Raw genomic sequence first — 16,291 nt, 5'->3', positions numbered from 1 at the left:
CCAAAGCGGCTTGCGGCTTGCCAATGCCCCCCTTTCACGGCTCCTTTCAGGATTTTCTTACGCTTCACTCTGACGCCAGCTTTACCAGCTGGCTCACCGCAAAAGCCGAACCACACTGGACCAGCGCGACCGGGCATCCCTTCACCCGCGCCATTGGCGACAGTTCGATGCCCGAAGAGGCCTATATCCGCTATCTGCTCGAGGACTACACTTTCGTCACGGATCTGGCCTCAACGCTTGGATACCTGGTCGCGAAAGCGCCTGATAAGCCAGCCAAATCCCGGCTCGCCGGGTTTCTGGCGGTGCTGACCTCGGACGAAAACGATTATTTTCTGCGTGCCTTTCAGGCGCTGGGGGTCGATCCGCAAGTCTATCAGCAAGCGGCCCAGGGGCCCGTCACACGGGCCTTTGCCGACCTACTTCTGACAACCTCCGGCAAAGGCACTTACGCGGAAGGCCTGACCTGCCTGCTTTGCGCCGAGTGGTGCTATCTCACCTGGGCGCAGCGCGAATACAAGCCCCCTCTGCCCGCGGCGTTCTACCTTTCCGAATGGATCGAACTGCATGCGACGCCCGGATTTGAAGCCTTTGTGACCTGGATCAGGAATGAGATCGACAGGATCGGACCGGCCTTGCCACTCGAAGATCAGGACCGGCTGGCGAAGTTCTTCAAGAAGATGAGCCTTCTGGAAGCCGCCTTTTTCGAGACCGCCTGGACAGGCGACGCATCCATTTAAAGCAAGCCGCATTTCATTGCGGCCTGCCTTTCACGGCTTGAAATCCAGTTCCAATGTCTTTGCCCCCCTTCGCCTGCGCGGGGCCAGTCTATGCAGGTCAGCCGCCGGGTTTTGAACATAGCGCAATTCCGGCAGCCACTCTCCTGAGTAAGACGGAGTATCGTGGCAAAGGCCCGAGGAGGCGTGGAAGGAAAGCGACCATTGGAATTCCGCTATGTATTAGAATTTTCCAACACCGCAAAAACCATCCGTTTTCCTTAGAAACACTGCGTAACTTTATATATTCCTATAATTTATTGACATAAATAACGATATCAGAAAGGAATTTTAACTCATTTCAAACGATATAAAATTAGAGAGCCGTCACTTTGATACTCAAAGTTTTTTTCAAAAAATTTACGAAAAACTACGTAAGCTCCCGGCGAGAGAGGATTCGTGAGGGATTGTGATGAGGACTTTATTCGCTCGTCTGAGCATTACGTCAACGCTGGCCTTCGTATCAGCAGGTGTCTTGACACTCTCGATGCTTGTCGTCGGGTTCATTCTGTATGAAGTTGCCATGGGCCAGGCCAACACGGCCGCGCTCAAGAAGCAGGATGTAAACCTGCGCGTTGCCGCAACGATTTTTCAGGAACGCGTAGACGGCGCCAACATTTCCTGGACCTCCGATGGGAACGTGTCCCGCATTGAACTGGCCGGCATCCCGGAGTTCACAAGTCATGACATGATCGACAGCATCGGACGGATGACCGGAGAAACGGCCACCGTCTTTGCATGGGATCCTGAGACGAAAGATTTCTGGCGCAAGACCACCAACATCATCAAGAATGACGGCAAACGGGCGGTTGGCACCCCCCTTGGACAAAAAGGCGCTGTTTATCCGGTGGTGACCAGCGGCAAGACCTTCCACGGGCAGGCAACGATCCTCGGCAAAGATTATTTCACCGTCTACAAGCCGATCTTTTCCGGTACGGGAGAGATACTTGGGATTCTCTATGCCGGTGTCGAAAAGGCCCAGGTTCAGGCGAATGTCTGGAGCCTGATGAGCCGCTATACCATGCTGGCCCTGCCTGTTGTCCTGATTTCGGTCCTGCTGCTGGTTTTCGCCATCCGCCAGCAGCTCCGGCCGGTCACCCGGCTTGCGGATATCACATCGCAAATTTCCCAGGACAATCTGGAAAGCGACATCCCCTTCATGGAGCGCAGCGACCAGATCGGGACTCTGGCCCAGGCCGTCGCGACCTTGAAAACCAGGGCCGAAGAACGGATCCTCCTGACGGAGAAACAGCGGCACAGCGAGAGTGAAACAGCCGACCGGCAGAGCACTATTCAGCACCTGATCGAAGGCTTCCGCACCAATGTCTCGGCAGTGCTGACCTCCGTCAACGACACGGTCCAGAATTTGGCGGGAACCGCCGGCACCTTGACCGACCTGTCCGGTCAAAGTGCTTCCAGCGCGGTCGAAACGCTCAACTCTGCGGACGATGCAACTTCGAGCGTTCAGACCGTTGCCAGCGCCGCGGAAGAGCTGTCCGCTTCCATCAGCGAAATCTCCCGTCAGGTGGCGCAGACAACGGAAGTCGTCGACCGGGCGACCGAAGGCACCCGCATCACCAACGAAAAGGTTGAAGGCCTTGCCTCCTCCGCCTCCAAGATTGGCGAGGTGGTTACCCTTATCCAGGCGATTGCCGAACAGACCAACCTTCTGGCCCTCAACGCCACCATCGAGGCGGCCCGCGCAGGCGAAGCGGGCAAAGGCTTCGCGGTTGTTGCAGCCGAGGTGAAGGAACTGGCGACCCAGACATCCAAGGCAACGGAAGAAATCAGCGCGCAGATTACCGCCATCCAGGACGCCACCAAGGAATCCGTCGGCGCCATTGCTGAAATCACCACGATCATGGAAGAGGTCAATTCCTACACAAGCACCATTGCCGCAGCCGTGAACGAGCAAGGCGCCGCCACCGGGGAGATTTCAGAGAACGCGCAGAAGGCGGCCGAAAGCACAACCTTCGTGTCGTCGCGGATGTCCGGATTGTCCGGCACGGTCAACGACACCTCCCAGTCCTCCCAGTCGGTACTGGATGCTTCGGACCTTCTGTCCTCCCGTACCGAAGAGCTGCAGCAGGAAGTTGAAACCTTCCTGAAAAATGTCGCTGCGGCCTGACCCCGAGACCTCGCGGCCGGCGCTCAACGCCGGCCGCAACGCCTTGCACACCCCGCCTTGCCTGCAAGTTGGAAAACCCCATCAGGTGGCGCTCTATCAAATGTGATTGATATTTTACATAGCGGAATTACGCTATGTATCAGCCGTTTTCAAAGACGTCCTTGAAGAAGCCAACCGTTTCATCAAGTGCCCTCTGGCGGCTCTCTGCCGTTCCCTTCAGGTGAACGCCCCGCGTACCGCAATGTTTCATGACGGCTTTGACGTAGGACGCCCAGCCGCCTTCCTTATCGGAAATGCCATCAACCGTGAGATAACCGTCCTTTGTGACTGTGGCCACCGGGCAGCCACGTGCCGTCTGGGCCGTCGGAATATAGGTCACCCGGTTGCGCACAAAGCCATGTCCGGCATTTTCAAAGCGGCGCAGAGACACATCCAGACCGATGCCCTTCAGTTCCTCGGCCAGCTGCAAACACGGGCCAATGGGCGTGTAGTCATCATCTTCTCCCAGCAGAAACCGGACCGGCGCGCCGGTCATGAGCGGGTCTTCCAGCAAGGTGCAGGACGGATAGACCGGCAGGTGCCCTGCAAAGCGTAAATCCGGACCGGACAAGGCCCGCGCGATACGCTCATCAGCAGCGTCAATTGCCACCCGCCCCCCAGAGGAATAGCCTGTGATTCCGATCCTTCGCGGGTCAACCTCAGACAATTTCGCCAGGGTGTTCAGGGCCATGAACACGTCAACCGCCCGAGCTGCACGTGGCAGCAGCGCCTGGTTGCGGGTCGTCTGCGCCAGAGCCCGGCCGCTGTAGCTGTCCGCAATGAAGGCACCGATCCCTGCTTTTGTCAGCTCCGGCACAATCGCTCGCCACCAGCCGTCAAGCCCGGATGGAAACCCGCTGCCATGCTGCAGGACCACCACCGGAAACGGTCCGTCGCCATCGGGCAGAAACAGTAAACCTGAGAGGTCTACCGGGTCGTGCTGCCAGGAGCCTTCATAGATCTCCGCAATCGTATCCGTGCCGTAGCTTTGATAGGGCACAAGCTGAGCGGAACGGTAGAACTCTTCCGCATCCGTTTGAATCGGTGTTTTGCCATCCCAGAGAAAGGAAAACTTGGAAGCAGGATCGACCCGGAATTGAAATCCGCCCACAGATAGATGCGCTTCAATATGAACATGCGCCCGTTTGCCCACGGGCGCCGGTCCAACAGTCGCAAACGCCTCGCCTTTGGACAGATGATCGCCTTTTTTGACCGAATAGGCGTTCAAATGCGTGACCCAGACCTGCAACCCTCCATCAAATTCCAGCACCACGGCCTTGCCGTAGAGCGGCTGGTCCCGGAACAGATTCGTTGCCTGAAGCACCACCGCGTCCTCCGGTGCATGGATGGGGGTCCCCACCGGAGCGGCGACATCCACGCCCCTGTGGCTGCCAGCGAAGGGCCGGGAAATCGCGCCTCCCGGTATAAAAGCCTCAAGCCCGCGATCAGCGGCAATCCCGGGCAACGCTGTTACAAAAACCGCCAAGATGCTGCATACCAAGCCCGCCAGCCCTTGCCCCATTCCACACCTCCGCACAGCGCGCAAGCCGACACATCTGTCGGCAACGCCAGACTCGTCTCGACCCAACCTGTTGCTGGATCTCCAGAGCTTGGCGCGGCCTTTGAGGCAAATCTATGGCATGCAAATGCGCCGCGTTTCAGTCTTTTGAAAAACCCCCGCATGGCGAGCCCGGCCCCGCCCTCCGCGCCGGGTCACAGCCCCGCGACCGGCACAAAGATCGCTGCCGCGCCAGCAATAATGGCGGCGAGTTTTGCAAAGGGCCGTTCAAAACCGATGACGCCATAGGAAATCAGGCTCAGCCCCACTCCGATCTTCGCCATGGCCGCAAGGGCGGCCAGCGGGCTGTTTGCCAGCGCAATCACGGAGGGATTGGCGATCATCGCCAGGGGGATGATGTAAAGGCCGATTCCGAGCGCCATGGCCGTCAGGGCCACTTTCAGCCAGTTCTCGCCGATCATACCGGCGGCAATGAAAACGGCGCCGCAGACCGGGGGCGTGATCGTGGAAATCAGCGCGAACCAGAACACGAAGAGATGCGCCTGCAGTGGATCCAGCCCCTGCTGGATCAAGGCAGGCCCGGCGACGGACACGCAGATCACATAGGCGGCGGTCGTTGGCACTTCCATGCCGAGGAACAGACAGGCAAGCGCCGTCAGAAGCAGCGACGGCCATAACAGGCCTCCGGATCCGGAGAGGATCAGCGAGGTGATCTTGACCCCGAGCCCGGTGACCGACAGGACGCCGACAATAATCGACGCGCAGACGATGATGGAGGCGATGACCGACACCTGCCGGGCTGCCGTCAAAACCGCAGTTTCCAGCCGGGCGAGGATCTGCGGCCGGTTGAACGTGCCGGAGGCATTGAAAAACAACAACAGAAATCCGGCGACAATGGCCAGGCAGGCAGCGTATTGAGGGGTGAACCGGGCGATGAACATGCCATAGAGCAGGACGAGAAACGGCGCCAGGAAAAACGCGGAGGTGACCGCCACCCGGCGAAGGTCCGGGCGCTCGTCGCGCGAGAGGGCCGCCAGATCGAATTTGCGCGCATAGGCGTTGATGCCGACCCAGACGGCAAAGAAATACAGCACCGCCGGCAGGAGCGCGGCCATCATGATCTGGGTATAGGGGACCCGGGTCAGTTCCACCATCACAAAGGCCCCGGCCCCCATCAGGGGCGGCATGATCTGGCCGCCGGAGGACGCGACAGCTTCCACCGCCCCGGCAAGCCGTTTCGGATAGCCAAGCCGTGTCATGGCAGGCAGGGTGATCGCACCGGTGGAGGCCACATTGGCCGAGGCCGATCCGGAGATCGAGCCGAACAGCGCCGAGGACAAAACAGACACCTTGGCCGCGCCGCCTTTCAGGCGTCCGGCAGCGGCAGCGGCCAGGTTCATGAAGCCCTGCCCGGCCTCACCCGCATTGAGAACGGCGCCAAAGATCACGAAAATCGCGACCACATTGACGGAGACACCGGTGAGTGGCCCCCAGATCCCGCCTTCCGCAATAGTGAGCGTGCCGAGGAAACTGGCCACCGGGGTGCCCGAATGCCCGAATTCCCCCGGAATATGCTGACCAAAGAACCCATAGGCGAGCGCCAGCAGGGCGACGGTGGGCAAGGGCCAGCTGATTGCCCGGCGCGCGGCTTCCAGAACCGTGACCAGAAGCACCGCGGCAACAAGGATCTGAAAGTCCCCTTCCAGAAAGCCGTATTGGTCCGACAGGCTGTTCTGATGGCCTGCGATCCAGAGGCAGGCGGACACACCGGCCAGACACAAAACCGCGCCGCTGACCCGCGTTGCCAGCCCGCCTCCGGTAAACAGAAAGATCCATGGCAGGGCCAGGGCCAGATGAAGAGGGCGGCTGACGAGATTGGGCACAAGACCGGAAAAGATCAGCCCCAGGTGAAACACCACCAGGGCGATGGCAAGGCCGAGCATGGCCATGCGCGCGGCGGACGTCTGTGCGGGATCGCTGTTGAGCATCATTTGAATTTTCGAAACTGGCGCGGGCGGGCCGGAGCAACGGCTCTCAGAAGACGGGGCAGCACCGGGCAATGACCCGGTGCTGCAGGACCGGCCCAAGAGGCCAGACCTTTACACGATGGGATGCGGACAGATTATTTCTGCGCGTCGGTCAGCGCGATCCCGGCTTCCTCATAGTAGCGTGCGGCCCCCGGATGGATCTTGCCGGTGATATTGGCCATCAGTCCCTGATCGACACCGTTCCACCACGGGGCTTCTGCCCCCATTTCCGCCTTCTGCTCCCAGAAGGTCTTGGTCAGCGCATAGGCGGTGTCGTCATCCATGGCCGTGGTCGTATACGCCACCACCGGCAGGGACGTGGTGGTGATGTCTTCGCTCTGGCCCGCATAGGTTCCGGCCGGAATGACCAGCTTGGCCCGCTTGGACTTGCTGATCTGGTCATCTGAAAGAGACAGAACCTTTACACCGGTCGAGGCGGCCGCCTCGATCACATTCGGCGCCGGCCAGGACCCGGCTGTCACGAACCCGTCGATCTGCCCGTTTTTGAGTGCGGCCACCGCATTGGACAGTTCCACCTCTGCCAGGTCGACCTTGCCTTCAAGGCCAAACAGCTTCAGGTATTTTTCGCCTTCGCGGGCCCCGAAAGAGCCTTTCCCGAGCAGCAGCGTCTTGCCTTCCAGCCCGGAAAAATCCGTTACGCCGCTTTTGTCCGACATAACAAAATGCATGGTCAGCGAGGGGATCGGGAACAGGGCCCGGATCTCGTCAAATTTAGGGCTGCCCTTGCCTTCGAACATCGCCTTGCCGCCCTGGGCCAGCTTCACCAGAACCGGCGGCGTCGTGAACACATAATCCGCGCCACGGGCCCGGGCTTCCATGACATTTTGAACCGAGCCCTGGCTCTCTTCCACGGTGACGATCATCTCACCATTGCTGCCTTCCTTGACCGCCTCGGCTATCTGGACAGCCATCTGGTAATAGGACGAGCTGGACTTGGCGGATTTATACGTGATGCGCGTTTCCGCATGGGCGCTGGAGGCGGCAAAGGTCAAGGCCAGCCCGGCGGCGAGCGTGAGAAACTTGGATGTCATGGGGGCTCCCTATAAATCTCTTTTATGACAAAACGCGCCGCCCAGACCCCGAAGGGACGCTGGCCGACGCCTCTTGATCCGGTCTTGATCAACCGGCGCATAAGTGTATTTCCCGCGCTGCGGCGACACAACGGCTTTTTCCCAAAGCTTTTCAGCGCATTTGGTCCGTCCCGACAAGGGCAGTTTGCTGACAATCCGTCGGGGCTTCCCCTGGTCCTGCCCTCCTGATCCAGGCCCGCCAGATCAGACAAGCCGCCTCAACCCATGCGCTCGGACGCATAGGAGCCCGGAGAGGCCGGGAAGACCACGGTTTTGTTGCCGTTCAAAAACACCCGCCGGTGGATATGGGCATGGATTGCCCTGGCCAGAACCTGGCTTTCCACGTCACGGCCGAGGGAAACATAGTCATTCGGGCTCTGGGCATGGGTCACGCGGATCGTGTCCTGCTCGATGATCGGGCCCTCATCCAGATCGGCCGTCACATAATGCGACGTCGCCCCGATCAGCTTCACGCCGCGCTGATAAGCCTGCTTGTAGGGATTGGCCCCCTTGAAGCTGGGCAGGAAGGAGTGGTGAATGTTGATGATCCGTCCGGACATTTTCTGACACATCTCATCGGACAGAACCTGCATGTAGCGGGCGAGCACGATCAGTTCGGCGCCGGTCTCCTCGATGATGGCCATCTGCTGCGCTTCGGCGGCCACCTTCGTTTCCTTGGTCACCTTGATATAGTGGAAAGGGATGTCGTGGTTGACCACCTGTTTCTGGTAGTCCAGATGGTTTGAGATCACGCCCACAATATCGATCGGCAGGGCCCCGATCCGCCAGCGGTAGAGCAGGTCGTTCAGGCAATGGCCGAACCGGGAGACCATGATGATGACCTTCAATTTGGTGCTCTCATCATGGAACATGTAGGTCATGGAGAGGCCTTCGGCGACCTTCTGAAATCCAGCCTCCAGCATTTCAAGATCCGCCCCGAGTTCGGACAGAAAGCTGACCCGCATGAAAAAATTACCCGTTTCGCTGTCGTCGAACTGGGAACTGTCGGTGATATTGCAGCCCTGCTCGTCCAGATAGCTTGAAATGGCGGCCACGATGCCGCGCCGGGACGGGCAGGTAACTGTCAACGTAAAGGTGTTCATGTCCATCTCCTTTCAAGCCGCTGGCCTCAGACCAACCTGAACAACAAAGACCAATTGGGCTGTTACATGCGCGGGTTCAGCAAGGAGCGTGTCACAGGGCGATGCGGGGATCGTCCAGGACGCGCGACAGGGCGGAACACTCTCATGTCATGGCCTCCGGAGGCTTTTTCAGGCCCGCCGGGCTGTGTCACGCCGCTTGCCCGGCCAACACGGCCGGTCTGCGCCTTTCCTTGCCGGAGAAGCTGAAAAAACCATCCAATACGGTCTTATGTGTTCAGGTTGGTATAAAGCCAGCGCCTGACCAAATCCGCATCCGTTCTGTCATTCTTTCGAAGGCGTCCGCAAGCCGGTTTCAGCGCGTGTCCTGTTCCGTTTACGACACAACCGCGCTGAAATTGCGGATCGCCTGAAGGAGGATGTGCACGGCCCCGGCAACGCCAATGGCGCCGCTGCCGTTGCAAGCGCATGCCAAGAACCGCCGGCCGATCCGGCGCCCGGCGGATCAGAAAACGATCATATGCTCAAGGCCGGTGCAGGTTGCCCTGCCCGCGCGCCAAAACTGTCCGGATCAAGGTCCACCAGCCATTCCAGAAGGCGCAGCACAGGCTCTATCCCCCTGAGGAGCGGTGATTTCAACAATCACCCAACCATCCGTCTGCTCGGTCACGGAGGCACCGGGCACATGCAGCTTGAGCACCCGGACAAAGGCCTCTCTGACAATTCGGGATCCGGAGAAGCGTAAGGCTTAGGTCTTCTAAGCCTCAGATATCAAGCGTATGCTCGCGCTCCCAATGGGAGAAATGGGACACGAAGGAATTCCATTCCTGCTGTTTCATTTTCATGTAAGAGGCTGCAAAAGCCTCGCCAAGCATTGCCTTGAACTCGCCATCGGCGTCCAGTGCCCGGATCGCATCCAGAAGGTTCAGCGGCAGTTTTGGTGCGTCTGTCACCCTATGGCCTTCTGCATACATGTCGATGTCGTAGCGCGGGCCCGGATCGGCCTTGCTGCGCAGGCCGGAGAGACCCGCCGCGATGATGGCCGCCTGCAGCAGATAGGGGTTCGCCGCTCCGTCCGGCAGGCGCAGTTCAAACCGGCCAGGGCCGGGGACACGCACCATATGGGTGCGGTTGTTTCCAGTCCAGGTCACCGTGTTCGGCGCCCAGGTTGCCCCGGACAGGGTGCGCGGCGCGTTGATACGCTTGTAGCTGTTCACGGTCGGGTTGGTGATCGAGGCCAAGGCCGTAGCGTGTTTCATGATCCCCCCCAGGAAATGGGCGCCCTGCTGGGACAGACCCACCTCACCTGTCTGCCCCTGGCCATCGGTGGAGGCAAAGGCGTTGGTCTTGCCATCCAGATCCCAGACGGAGACATGGGCATGGCAGCCATTGCCGGTCAGCCCTTCCATCGGCTTGGGCATGAATGTGGCGCGGAAGCCGTGCTTTTCGGCAACCGATTTGACCATGAACTTGAAGAAGGAATGCCGATCGGCGGTGACCAGCGCATCGTCAAATTCCCAGTTCATCTCGAACTGGCCATTGGCGTCCTCATGATCGTTCTGGTAAGGGCCCCAGCCCAGCTCCAGCATATAGTCGCAGATCTCGGAGATGACGTCATAGCGGCGCATCACTGCCTGCTGGTCGTAGCAGGGTTTTTCCGCCACATCCGCCGGATCGGAAATCCGGTCGCCTTCCGGGGTCAGGAGGAAGAACTCGGCCTCCACACCCGTCTTGACCCGCAAGCCTTCCTTTTCCGCTTCCCCGATCAGCTTGCGCAGCACGTTGCGCGGCGCCTGGGCAACTTCCTCGCCTTCCATGACCGGGTTTGCCGCAACCCAGGCCACGTCCCGGTTCCAGGGCAGCTGGATCACCGTGTCCGGATCCGGCACTGCCAGCATGTCCGGATGCGCCGGTGTCATGTCGAGCCAGGTGGCGAACCCGGCAAAGCCGGCTCCTTCCACCTGCATCTCCGCGATCGCCTGGGCCGGAACCAGTTTGGCCCGCTGGCCACCGAAAAGATCGGTGTAGGAGATCATGAAGTATTTGATGCCTTTGTCTTTCGCGAAGGCGGCCAGATCTGTCATCGGTGTTCCCCTGTTTGTCTTGTTCCGTCGCAAATCAGGCGGAGGTTGCCCCCCGCCGCCAGTTTTGCAGGTCAAAGTCCGTTTGAGCCCGGTATCCAGGCAGTGCCCGCCAGCGGCACCTGGGCCATTGCCGCCGCCTCGATGGTCAGCGCGCACAAGTCCTCCGGTTCCAGATTGTGCACGTGGCTCTTGCCGCAGGCCCGGGCAATGGTCTGGCACTCCAGCGTCAAGACGCTGAGATAGTTGCGCAGGCGCCGCCCGGCTTCAACCGGGTCGAGCCGGGCCATCAGATCCGGGTCCTGGGTGGTGATCCCCGCCGGATCCCGGCCCTCGTGCCAGTCGTCATAGGCCCCGGCCGTGGAGCCGAGCGCCTGATACTCCGCTTCCCATTTGGGATCGTTGTCGCCCAACGCCACCAGAGCCGCCGTACCGATAGACACCGCATCGGCGCCAAGCGCCAGAGCCTTGGCCACATCCGCCCCGGTGCGGATGCCGCCGGAGACCACAAGCTGCACCTCCCGGTGCATACCCAGATCCTGAAGGGCCTGAACCGCGGGCCGGATACAGGCCAGTGTCGGCAGGCCCACATGTTCGATAAACACATCCTGGGTGGCGGCCGTACCGCCCTGCATGCCGTCCAGAACGACCACATCAGCCCCGGCCTTCACCGCAAGCGCCGTGTCGTAATAGGGCCGCGCCCCGCCAACCTTGATATAGATCGGCTTTTCCCAGCCGGTAATTTCCCGCAGTTCCAGGATCTTGATTTCCAGATCATCCGGGCCGGTCCAGTCCGGGTGACGGCAGGCCGAACGCTGGTCGATCCCGACCGGCAGATCACGCATGCCCGCAACCCGTTCGGTGATTTTCTGGCCCAGCAGCATGCCGCCGCCGCCCGGCTTGGCGCCCTGACCAACCACGATTTCAATCGCATCGGCCCGGCGCAGATCATCCGGGTTCATGCCATAGCGCGAGGGCAGATACTGATAGACCAGTTTTTCCGAATGGCCGCGCTCCTCCTCGGTCATGCCGCCATCACCGGTGGTGGTGGAGGTGCCCGCCATGGTCGCCCCCCGGCCCAAGGCTTCCTTCGCCGGACCGGACAGGGAGCCAAAGCTCATGCCAGCAATGGTGACCGGAATTTTCAGCTCGATCGGCTTTTTGGCAAAGCGTGTGCCAAGCGTGACCGCCGTGTCGCATTTTTCCCGGTAGCCTTCCAGCGGATAGCGGGAGACGGAGGCACCAAGAAACAGGAGATCATCGAAATGGGGCACCTTCCGCTTGGCGCCGCCACCGCGGATATCATAGATGCCTGTGGCCGCTGCGCGCCGGATTTCGGAATTGATCTCGTTTGAAAACGTGCTGGACTGACGCGGCAGTGTGTGCGGTGTCTCTTCCATGGTCCTGTCCTTAATAGTCGCCGGCGTGGTCGATGTCGAAGTTGTAGAGCTTCCGGGCCGAGCCGTAGCGCTTGAACTCTTCGGGCCGCGCGTCAGCTCCGGCGCGCTCCAGAAGGTCTTTAAGGATCTCCAGATGTTCCGGGCGCATATCCTTTTCAATGCAATCCGCCCCGAGACTCTTGACGGAGCCACGCACGAACAGCCGGGCTTCATAAAGGGAGTCGCCAAGCGCATCGCCCGCATCACCCAACACCACAAGGTTGCCCTTCTGGGCCATGAAAGCAGACATGTGGCCGATATTGCCATGGACCACGATGTCGATGCCCTTCATGGAAATCCCGCAGCGCGAGGAGGCATTGCCCTTGATCACCAGAAGGCCTCCATGGCCGGTGGCCCCGGCATACTGGCTGGCATCGCCTTCGATGATGACCGTGCCGGACATCATGTTTTCCGCAACGCCCGGACCGGCAGAGCCGGTCACATGCACGGTGGCCTGCTTGTTCATGCCCGCGCAGTAATAGCCGGTGGAGCCCTTCACGGTCACGTCTATGGGGGCGTCCAGGCCGACGGCCACCGCATGGCTGCCGCGCGGGTTCTCGATCACCCAGGAGCCCTGATTGGTGCCGGAAGCCTGGCCCTGCAGCGCGGCATTCAGCTCTCGCAGGCTAGTGGCCGCCATGTCGATTGTCTGTGTGCCAGCCGAATCCTGGCCGGAGGATACTTGATCAGCAGCGGTCATGTTCAACGCTCCCAGAAATAGACGGTTGCCGGCTCCGGCTCCCAGACACGTGCAGTCTCAATGCCCGGCAGGTCCGCAAAGGCGCGGTATTCGGAGGCAAAGGCGACATAGTCTTCCGTTTCAGCCATCACCGCCGGTTTGCAGGCAATCGGATCGCGCACCACGCCAAAGCCGTTCTTGGTGCCGGTCACAAAAGTGAAGAAGCCGTCCAGATCTTCCAGCGTGCCCTCAAGCGCCTCGCCCAGATCCGCCCCTTCGGCAATCCGCGAGGAGATGTAGCAAGCGGCAACCTCAGTGTCGTTTTCCGTCTTGGGCGCAAAGCCCTTGCGGGTGAGCACCCGGCGCATCCGGTTGTGGTTGGACAGGGACCCATTATGGACCAGGCACTGGTCACTGGCAGTCGAAAACGGGTGGGCGCCCAGCGTGGTCACTGCCGATTCCGTTGCCATGCGCGTATGGCCGATGCCGTGGGTGCCGCCCATGGCGCGCAGACCAAAACGCTCGGCCACGGATTCCGGCAGGCCCACATCCTTGAAGATCTCCATGGCCTCGCCCACCCCCATGATGCGCAGGCCCTTGTCCTCCAGAAAAGCCACAGCCCCCTCACCGGTGTCTTTCGGCACGGTCAGCACCGCATGGCTGTCCTTGATCTTGATCTCGACCGGCACATTCAAGGCAGCGCCAAGCGCCTCGCCAAGGCCGTCAAAGCTTGCATCGGGGCTGTCCGACTGGACGGTCACCTTCAGTCCGCTGCCCTCGTCACCATAGATCGCAATGCCCGCTGAATCCGGGCCGCGATCGGTCATGGTGATCAGCATGTCGGTCAGCATATCACCCAGCTTCGGGTGCAATGCGTCCTTCTTGAGGAACAGGCCAACAATGCCACACATAGCTGTCTCCGTTGATTGTCAGACGGGATCGCCTCGGGAGCACAACTAACCAGAAGAATATTTTCTTATCAAGAAAATAAATTTCGTGTTTGTAAAAAATTTTTCCGCACGCGCAAGCCGGTGAAAAAGCACCTATTTCCGTTGCGGATAGGTGATGATCGACAGGAACATGGCCGGCAGTTTGATCAGCACTTCCGGACCATGGGGCGCGTCCGCATCAAAGAGAAGCGAGTCCCCCGGCTCCAGAAGATAGAGCTGGTCGCCATGGCGGTATTGCACCTCGCCTTCCAGCATGTAGAGCATCTCGATTCCCTCATGCTGAAAGGTCGGGAACCGGTCGCTCTCGCTGGTCAGCGTGATCAGGTAAGGCTCGACCACCACCCCCGACGCATTGGAGCCGATATGGCCCAGCAGGCTGTATTGATGGCCCGCCCGGGTCCCGGCCCGCTCGATTTCGACCCCCTTGCCCGCCTTCACATGCATGGCGCCGCGCTGTTCCTCGAAGCCGGAAAAAAGTTGCACCAGCGGCACACGCAAGGCATTGGCCAGGGTCTGCAAGGTCGTGAGCGAGGGCGAGATCAGGCCGTTTTCGATTTTGGACAGCATGCCGACGGACAGGCCTGTATGCGCCGCAAGATCCGCCCCGGTCATGCGCTGGCGTTTGCGCAACTCCCGCACTTGCCGCCCGATGGCCACCTCGAGATTCTTCTCGCGCAACTCGCGCACTGCATGCGGGTCCTGGCTGAGGGCGGTCTCGATCTCTTTAGGCTTTTGCGTCATGTCGCGCCTTTTTCCTGGGTCATCACCTGAAGGAGATACCACATGCCACAGCATCACCTGCACCGAAACCGGCCTGTCTTACGTCCTTTGGCCTATCCTTCAGTTTGCAGCGTGTCGCGTTCAACCGAAGGCAAGTCGGTTCACCATTTTCTCCTTGATGGCAATGATGAGCCAAAGTCACGACCTGAAGCAATCAAACCAATCTGCCCAATAGGAACTGACGGGGAAGTGCAGCGGAAATTCTCAAAAGACCCGCTGATCGCCATTGACGACGCGTACGAATTCATCCTGTGCAGGAAATCTCCGGCGATACGCCTGGTCACGCGCTCGTGCAACTCGGCGAAAGCGAACTTGCTTGTGCGGTCGATGGCGACAAGCATGTAGAGCTTGCCTTCTTCGGTCCACACCTCGGCGATATCTATGTGGAAATACCCAATGGGATAGGTCTTGAACTTCTTCCTGGGCTTCGATCCCTCGACATCGGGCAACCTACTGATGCCGTGGCGCTGAAACAGACGATGCAACGTGGATCGCGTCAAGTGTGGGATCGTGGCCTGTAGCGCGTAGAGGCAATCATCAAGCGGAAGCAACGTTTGGCGCTGGAAGGTAATCGCCAGGGCCTCCTCTTCCTTGCTGAGAACAGTTGATCGTGGCTCCTTCGGCCCCATCGGAACGTCGACCACACCATCTCTCTTTTTCCACTTTGCGACTGTCTTGGGGTTCAGACCATAGGTTCGACTCAGCTCCGCGATCGAAGCTTGCGATCGCTGTATTGCTGCTCTTACAGCGTGCGTAGTCGCGGCGGATCCGTGAAGTAGCTGGCCCATAATCCCTCATGTCGGTGATGACACATTGCTACTCCATCACACTTCGGGACTAAACATTTTTAGCTACTCGATAAGGCAGTACCCTGCCCCTATTTACAGGCCGCCATCCGATCAACTCTGCTTCTGCGACAACTATGTTGCACAGCGCGTGCTTCAGATGTGCAGGAGGGGGTATGGGGGAAGCTCACGATCGTTATGTTCAGATACCACCACGAAAAATTGTGTTGGTTTTCTGAGCTGCCCCTCCTGTCACAGCTTAACAATAGTATCTCGGTACTCTGATCGATTAACGTTCGAGTACCTCTGCCGACACTAGTTTCTTCATTATCCAGCCCGCAGACGTAGATATCAGTGTGCCCAAATCATTAGGCGCAGCCTTTTGTCACAGTGAGATCACTTGGTGCACGTGTTGGTTAAATGCGGTTTGCAACCACTGTGAACGACTTTGCACGCATTTCCTTTGAACTGCTTGCAGCTTCTTAAAGCCGTTAGTTCTGCATGTCGTACAGAATCTCGTCCCCAGCTCCACCCACAATGCTCCCTATCGGAACTAATAGCGAACGCGTAATATCCCTTTTGTATTGATTTATCTTTTTCCCTTTTGGCACAGACTTTCTTAGATCTCTCCGAGGCTAGCGAGACACTTAAATTCGTCGCTGCTGTTGCTAGACACAAACAAGACATAAATAAGAACAATCTTAACAATCAAATCTCCCGATTAGTTGTGTAGTGAAACGAGATCTAGTTCAGATAGCTTTATAAACGATCTCAATCTAAGCGAGAGAAGACCAATGTCAATTTCAAAGATTTTTTATGTAGCTTTTTGTGTGAAGCCGGTAATCAAGGCGACTGTTTCTACCGCCATGTGATAAACGCCGCGTCCGCTGACTTTCGATG

The 16,291-nt window shown here is 59.1% G+C and carries 12 protein-coding genes and 1 pseudogene; 2 read left to right on the top strand and 11 right to left on the bottom strand.

The genetic code is table 11. The features are described 5' to 3' along the window. Nucleotides 1–23: 23 nt before the first annotated feature. Nucleotides 24–737 (top strand): TenA family protein, encoded by a 714-nt coding sequence (locus tag ACXAIC_RS14465; protein WP_475180431.1) that lies wholly within the window; start codon nucleotides 24–26, stop codon nucleotides 735–737. A 511-nt stretch (nucleotides 738–1,248) separates the two neighbouring features. Beyond that, entirely contained in the window at nucleotides 1,249–2,901 is a 1,653-nt protein-coding gene (locus ACXAIC_RS14460) for a methyl-accepting chemotaxis protein (protein WP_475180425.1), read from the top strand. A 139-nt stretch (nucleotides 2,902–3,040) separates the two neighbouring features. Here the strand turns inward: ACXAIC_RS14460 and ACXAIC_RS14455 are convergent, their stop codons facing one another. From ACXAIC_RS14455 to ACXAIC_RS14405, 11 genes and pseudogenes are all read right to left on the bottom strand, one after another. Further along, entirely contained in the window at nucleotides 3,041–4,426 is a 1,386-nt protein-coding gene (locus ACXAIC_RS14455; protein WP_475180421.1) for a peptidoglycan DD-metalloendopeptidase family protein, read from the bottom strand. A gap of 227 nt (nucleotides 4,427–4,653) precedes the next feature. Further along, on the bottom strand, nucleotides 4,654–6,450 hold the full coding sequence (locus ACXAIC_RS14450) for a TRAP transporter permease (RefSeq protein WP_475180417.1): 1,797 nt from the start codon (nucleotides 6,448–6,450) through the stop codon (nucleotides 4,654–4,656). A gap of 131 nt (nucleotides 6,451–6,581) precedes the next feature. Continuing rightward, nucleotides 6,582–7,538, bottom strand: coding sequence for a TAXI family TRAP transporter solute-binding subunit (locus tag ACXAIC_RS14445; RefSeq protein WP_475180412.1), 957 nt, complete (start codon nucleotides 7,536–7,538; stop codon nucleotides 6,582–6,584). 257 nt (nucleotides 7,539–7,795) lie between these two features. Beyond that, nucleotides 7,796–8,680 (bottom strand): formyltetrahydrofolate deformylase, encoded by an 885-nt coding sequence (gene purU, locus ACXAIC_RS14440; RefSeq protein WP_475180406.1) that lies wholly within the window; start codon nucleotides 8,678–8,680, stop codon nucleotides 7,796–7,798. A 761-nt stretch (nucleotides 8,681–9,441) separates the two neighbouring features. Beyond that, the gene (glnT, locus tag ACXAIC_RS14435) at nucleotides 9,442–10,761 is read right to left on the bottom strand and encodes a type III glutamate--ammonia ligase (RefSeq protein WP_475180400.1); all 1,320 of its coding nucleotides are present in this window, start codon (nucleotides 10,759–10,761) and stop codon (nucleotides 9,442–9,444) included. Nucleotides 10,762–10,832: 71 nt separating this feature from the next. Further along, nucleotides 10,833–12,158 carry an FMN-binding glutamate synthase family protein gene (locus tag ACXAIC_RS14430; RefSeq protein WP_475180394.1) on the bottom strand — a complete coding sequence of 442 codons (1,326 nt, stop codon included), beginning with the start codon at nucleotides 12,156–12,158 and terminating at the stop codon, nucleotides 10,833–10,835. Nucleotides 12,159–12,168: 10 nt separating this feature from the next. Beyond that, nucleotides 12,169–12,897 (bottom strand): protein GlxC, encoded by a 729-nt coding sequence (locus ACXAIC_RS14425; protein ID WP_475180389.1) that lies wholly within the window; start codon nucleotides 12,895–12,897, stop codon nucleotides 12,169–12,171. Between the two features lie 2 nt (nucleotides 12,898–12,899). Then, nucleotides 12,900–13,787, bottom strand: coding sequence for a class II glutamine amidotransferase (locus ACXAIC_RS14420; RefSeq protein ID WP_475180383.1), 888 nt, complete (start codon nucleotides 13,785–13,787; stop codon nucleotides 12,900–12,902). Between the two features lie 132 nt (nucleotides 13,788–13,919). Next, on the bottom strand, nucleotides 13,920–14,567 hold the full coding sequence (locus tag ACXAIC_RS14415; RefSeq protein ID WP_475180377.1) for a helix-turn-helix domain-containing protein: 648 nt from the start codon (nucleotides 14,565–14,567) through the stop codon (nucleotides 13,920–13,922). A gap of 284 nt (nucleotides 14,568–14,851) precedes the next feature. Beyond that, nucleotides 14,852–15,394, bottom strand: a pseudogene (locus ACXAIC_RS14410) (transposase family protein); the annotation flags it as partial. Nucleotides 15,395–15,787: 393 nt separating this feature from the next. Further along, on the bottom strand, nucleotides 15,788–16,078 hold the full coding sequence (locus ACXAIC_RS14405; protein ID WP_475180557.1) for a DUF4189 domain-containing protein: 291 nt from the start codon (nucleotides 16,076–16,078) through the stop codon (nucleotides 15,788–15,790). Between the last annotated feature and the right edge of the window lie 213 nt (nucleotides 16,079–16,291).

Source organism: Roseibium sp. AWQ4_254, from assembly GCF_056161025.1.
The sequence above is the reverse complement of the archived record's forward strand: the minus strand, read 5'-3'. Positions and strand labels throughout refer to the sequence as shown.

Excerpts from the sequence above, each read along its gene's own strand:
- ACXAIC_RS14445 (WP_475180412.1), bottom strand. The coding sequence starts at position 7,538 with ATGACATCCAAGTTTCTCACGCTCGCCGCCGGGCTGGCCTTGACCTTT.
- glnT (WP_475180400.1), bottom strand. The coding sequence starts at position 10,761 with ATGACAGATCTGGCCGCCTTCGCGAAAGACAAAGGCATCAAATACTTC.
- purU (WP_475180406.1), bottom strand. The coding sequence starts at position 8,680 with ATGAACACCTTTACGTTGACAGTTACCTGCCCGTCCCGGCGCGGCATC.
- ACXAIC_RS14405 (WP_475180557.1), bottom strand. The coding sequence starts at position 16,078 with ATGTCTTGTTTGTGTCTAGCAACAGCAGCGACGAATTTAAGTGTCTCG.
- ACXAIC_RS14450 (WP_475180417.1), bottom strand. The coding sequence starts at position 6,450 with ATGATGCTCAACAGCGATCCCGCACAGACGTCCGCCGCGCGCATGGCC.
- ACXAIC_RS14415 (WP_475180377.1), bottom strand. The coding sequence starts at position 14,567 with ATGACGCAAAAGCCTAAAGAGATCGAGACCGCCCTCAGCCAGGACCCG.
- ACXAIC_RS14465 (WP_475180431.1), top strand. The coding sequence starts at position 24 with ATGCCCCCCTTTCACGGCTCCTTTCAGGATTTTCTTACGCTTCACTCT.
- ACXAIC_RS14420 (WP_475180383.1), bottom strand. The coding sequence starts at position 13,787 with ATGTGTGGCATTGTTGGCCTGTTCCTCAAGAAGGACGCATTGCACCCG.
- ACXAIC_RS14425 (WP_475180389.1), bottom strand. The coding sequence starts at position 12,897 with ATGACCGCTGCTGATCAAGTATCCTCCGGCCAGGATTCGGCTGGCACA.
- ACXAIC_RS14430 (WP_475180394.1), bottom strand. The coding sequence starts at position 12,158 with ATGGAAGAGACACCGCACACACTGCCGCGTCAGTCCAGCACGTTTTCA.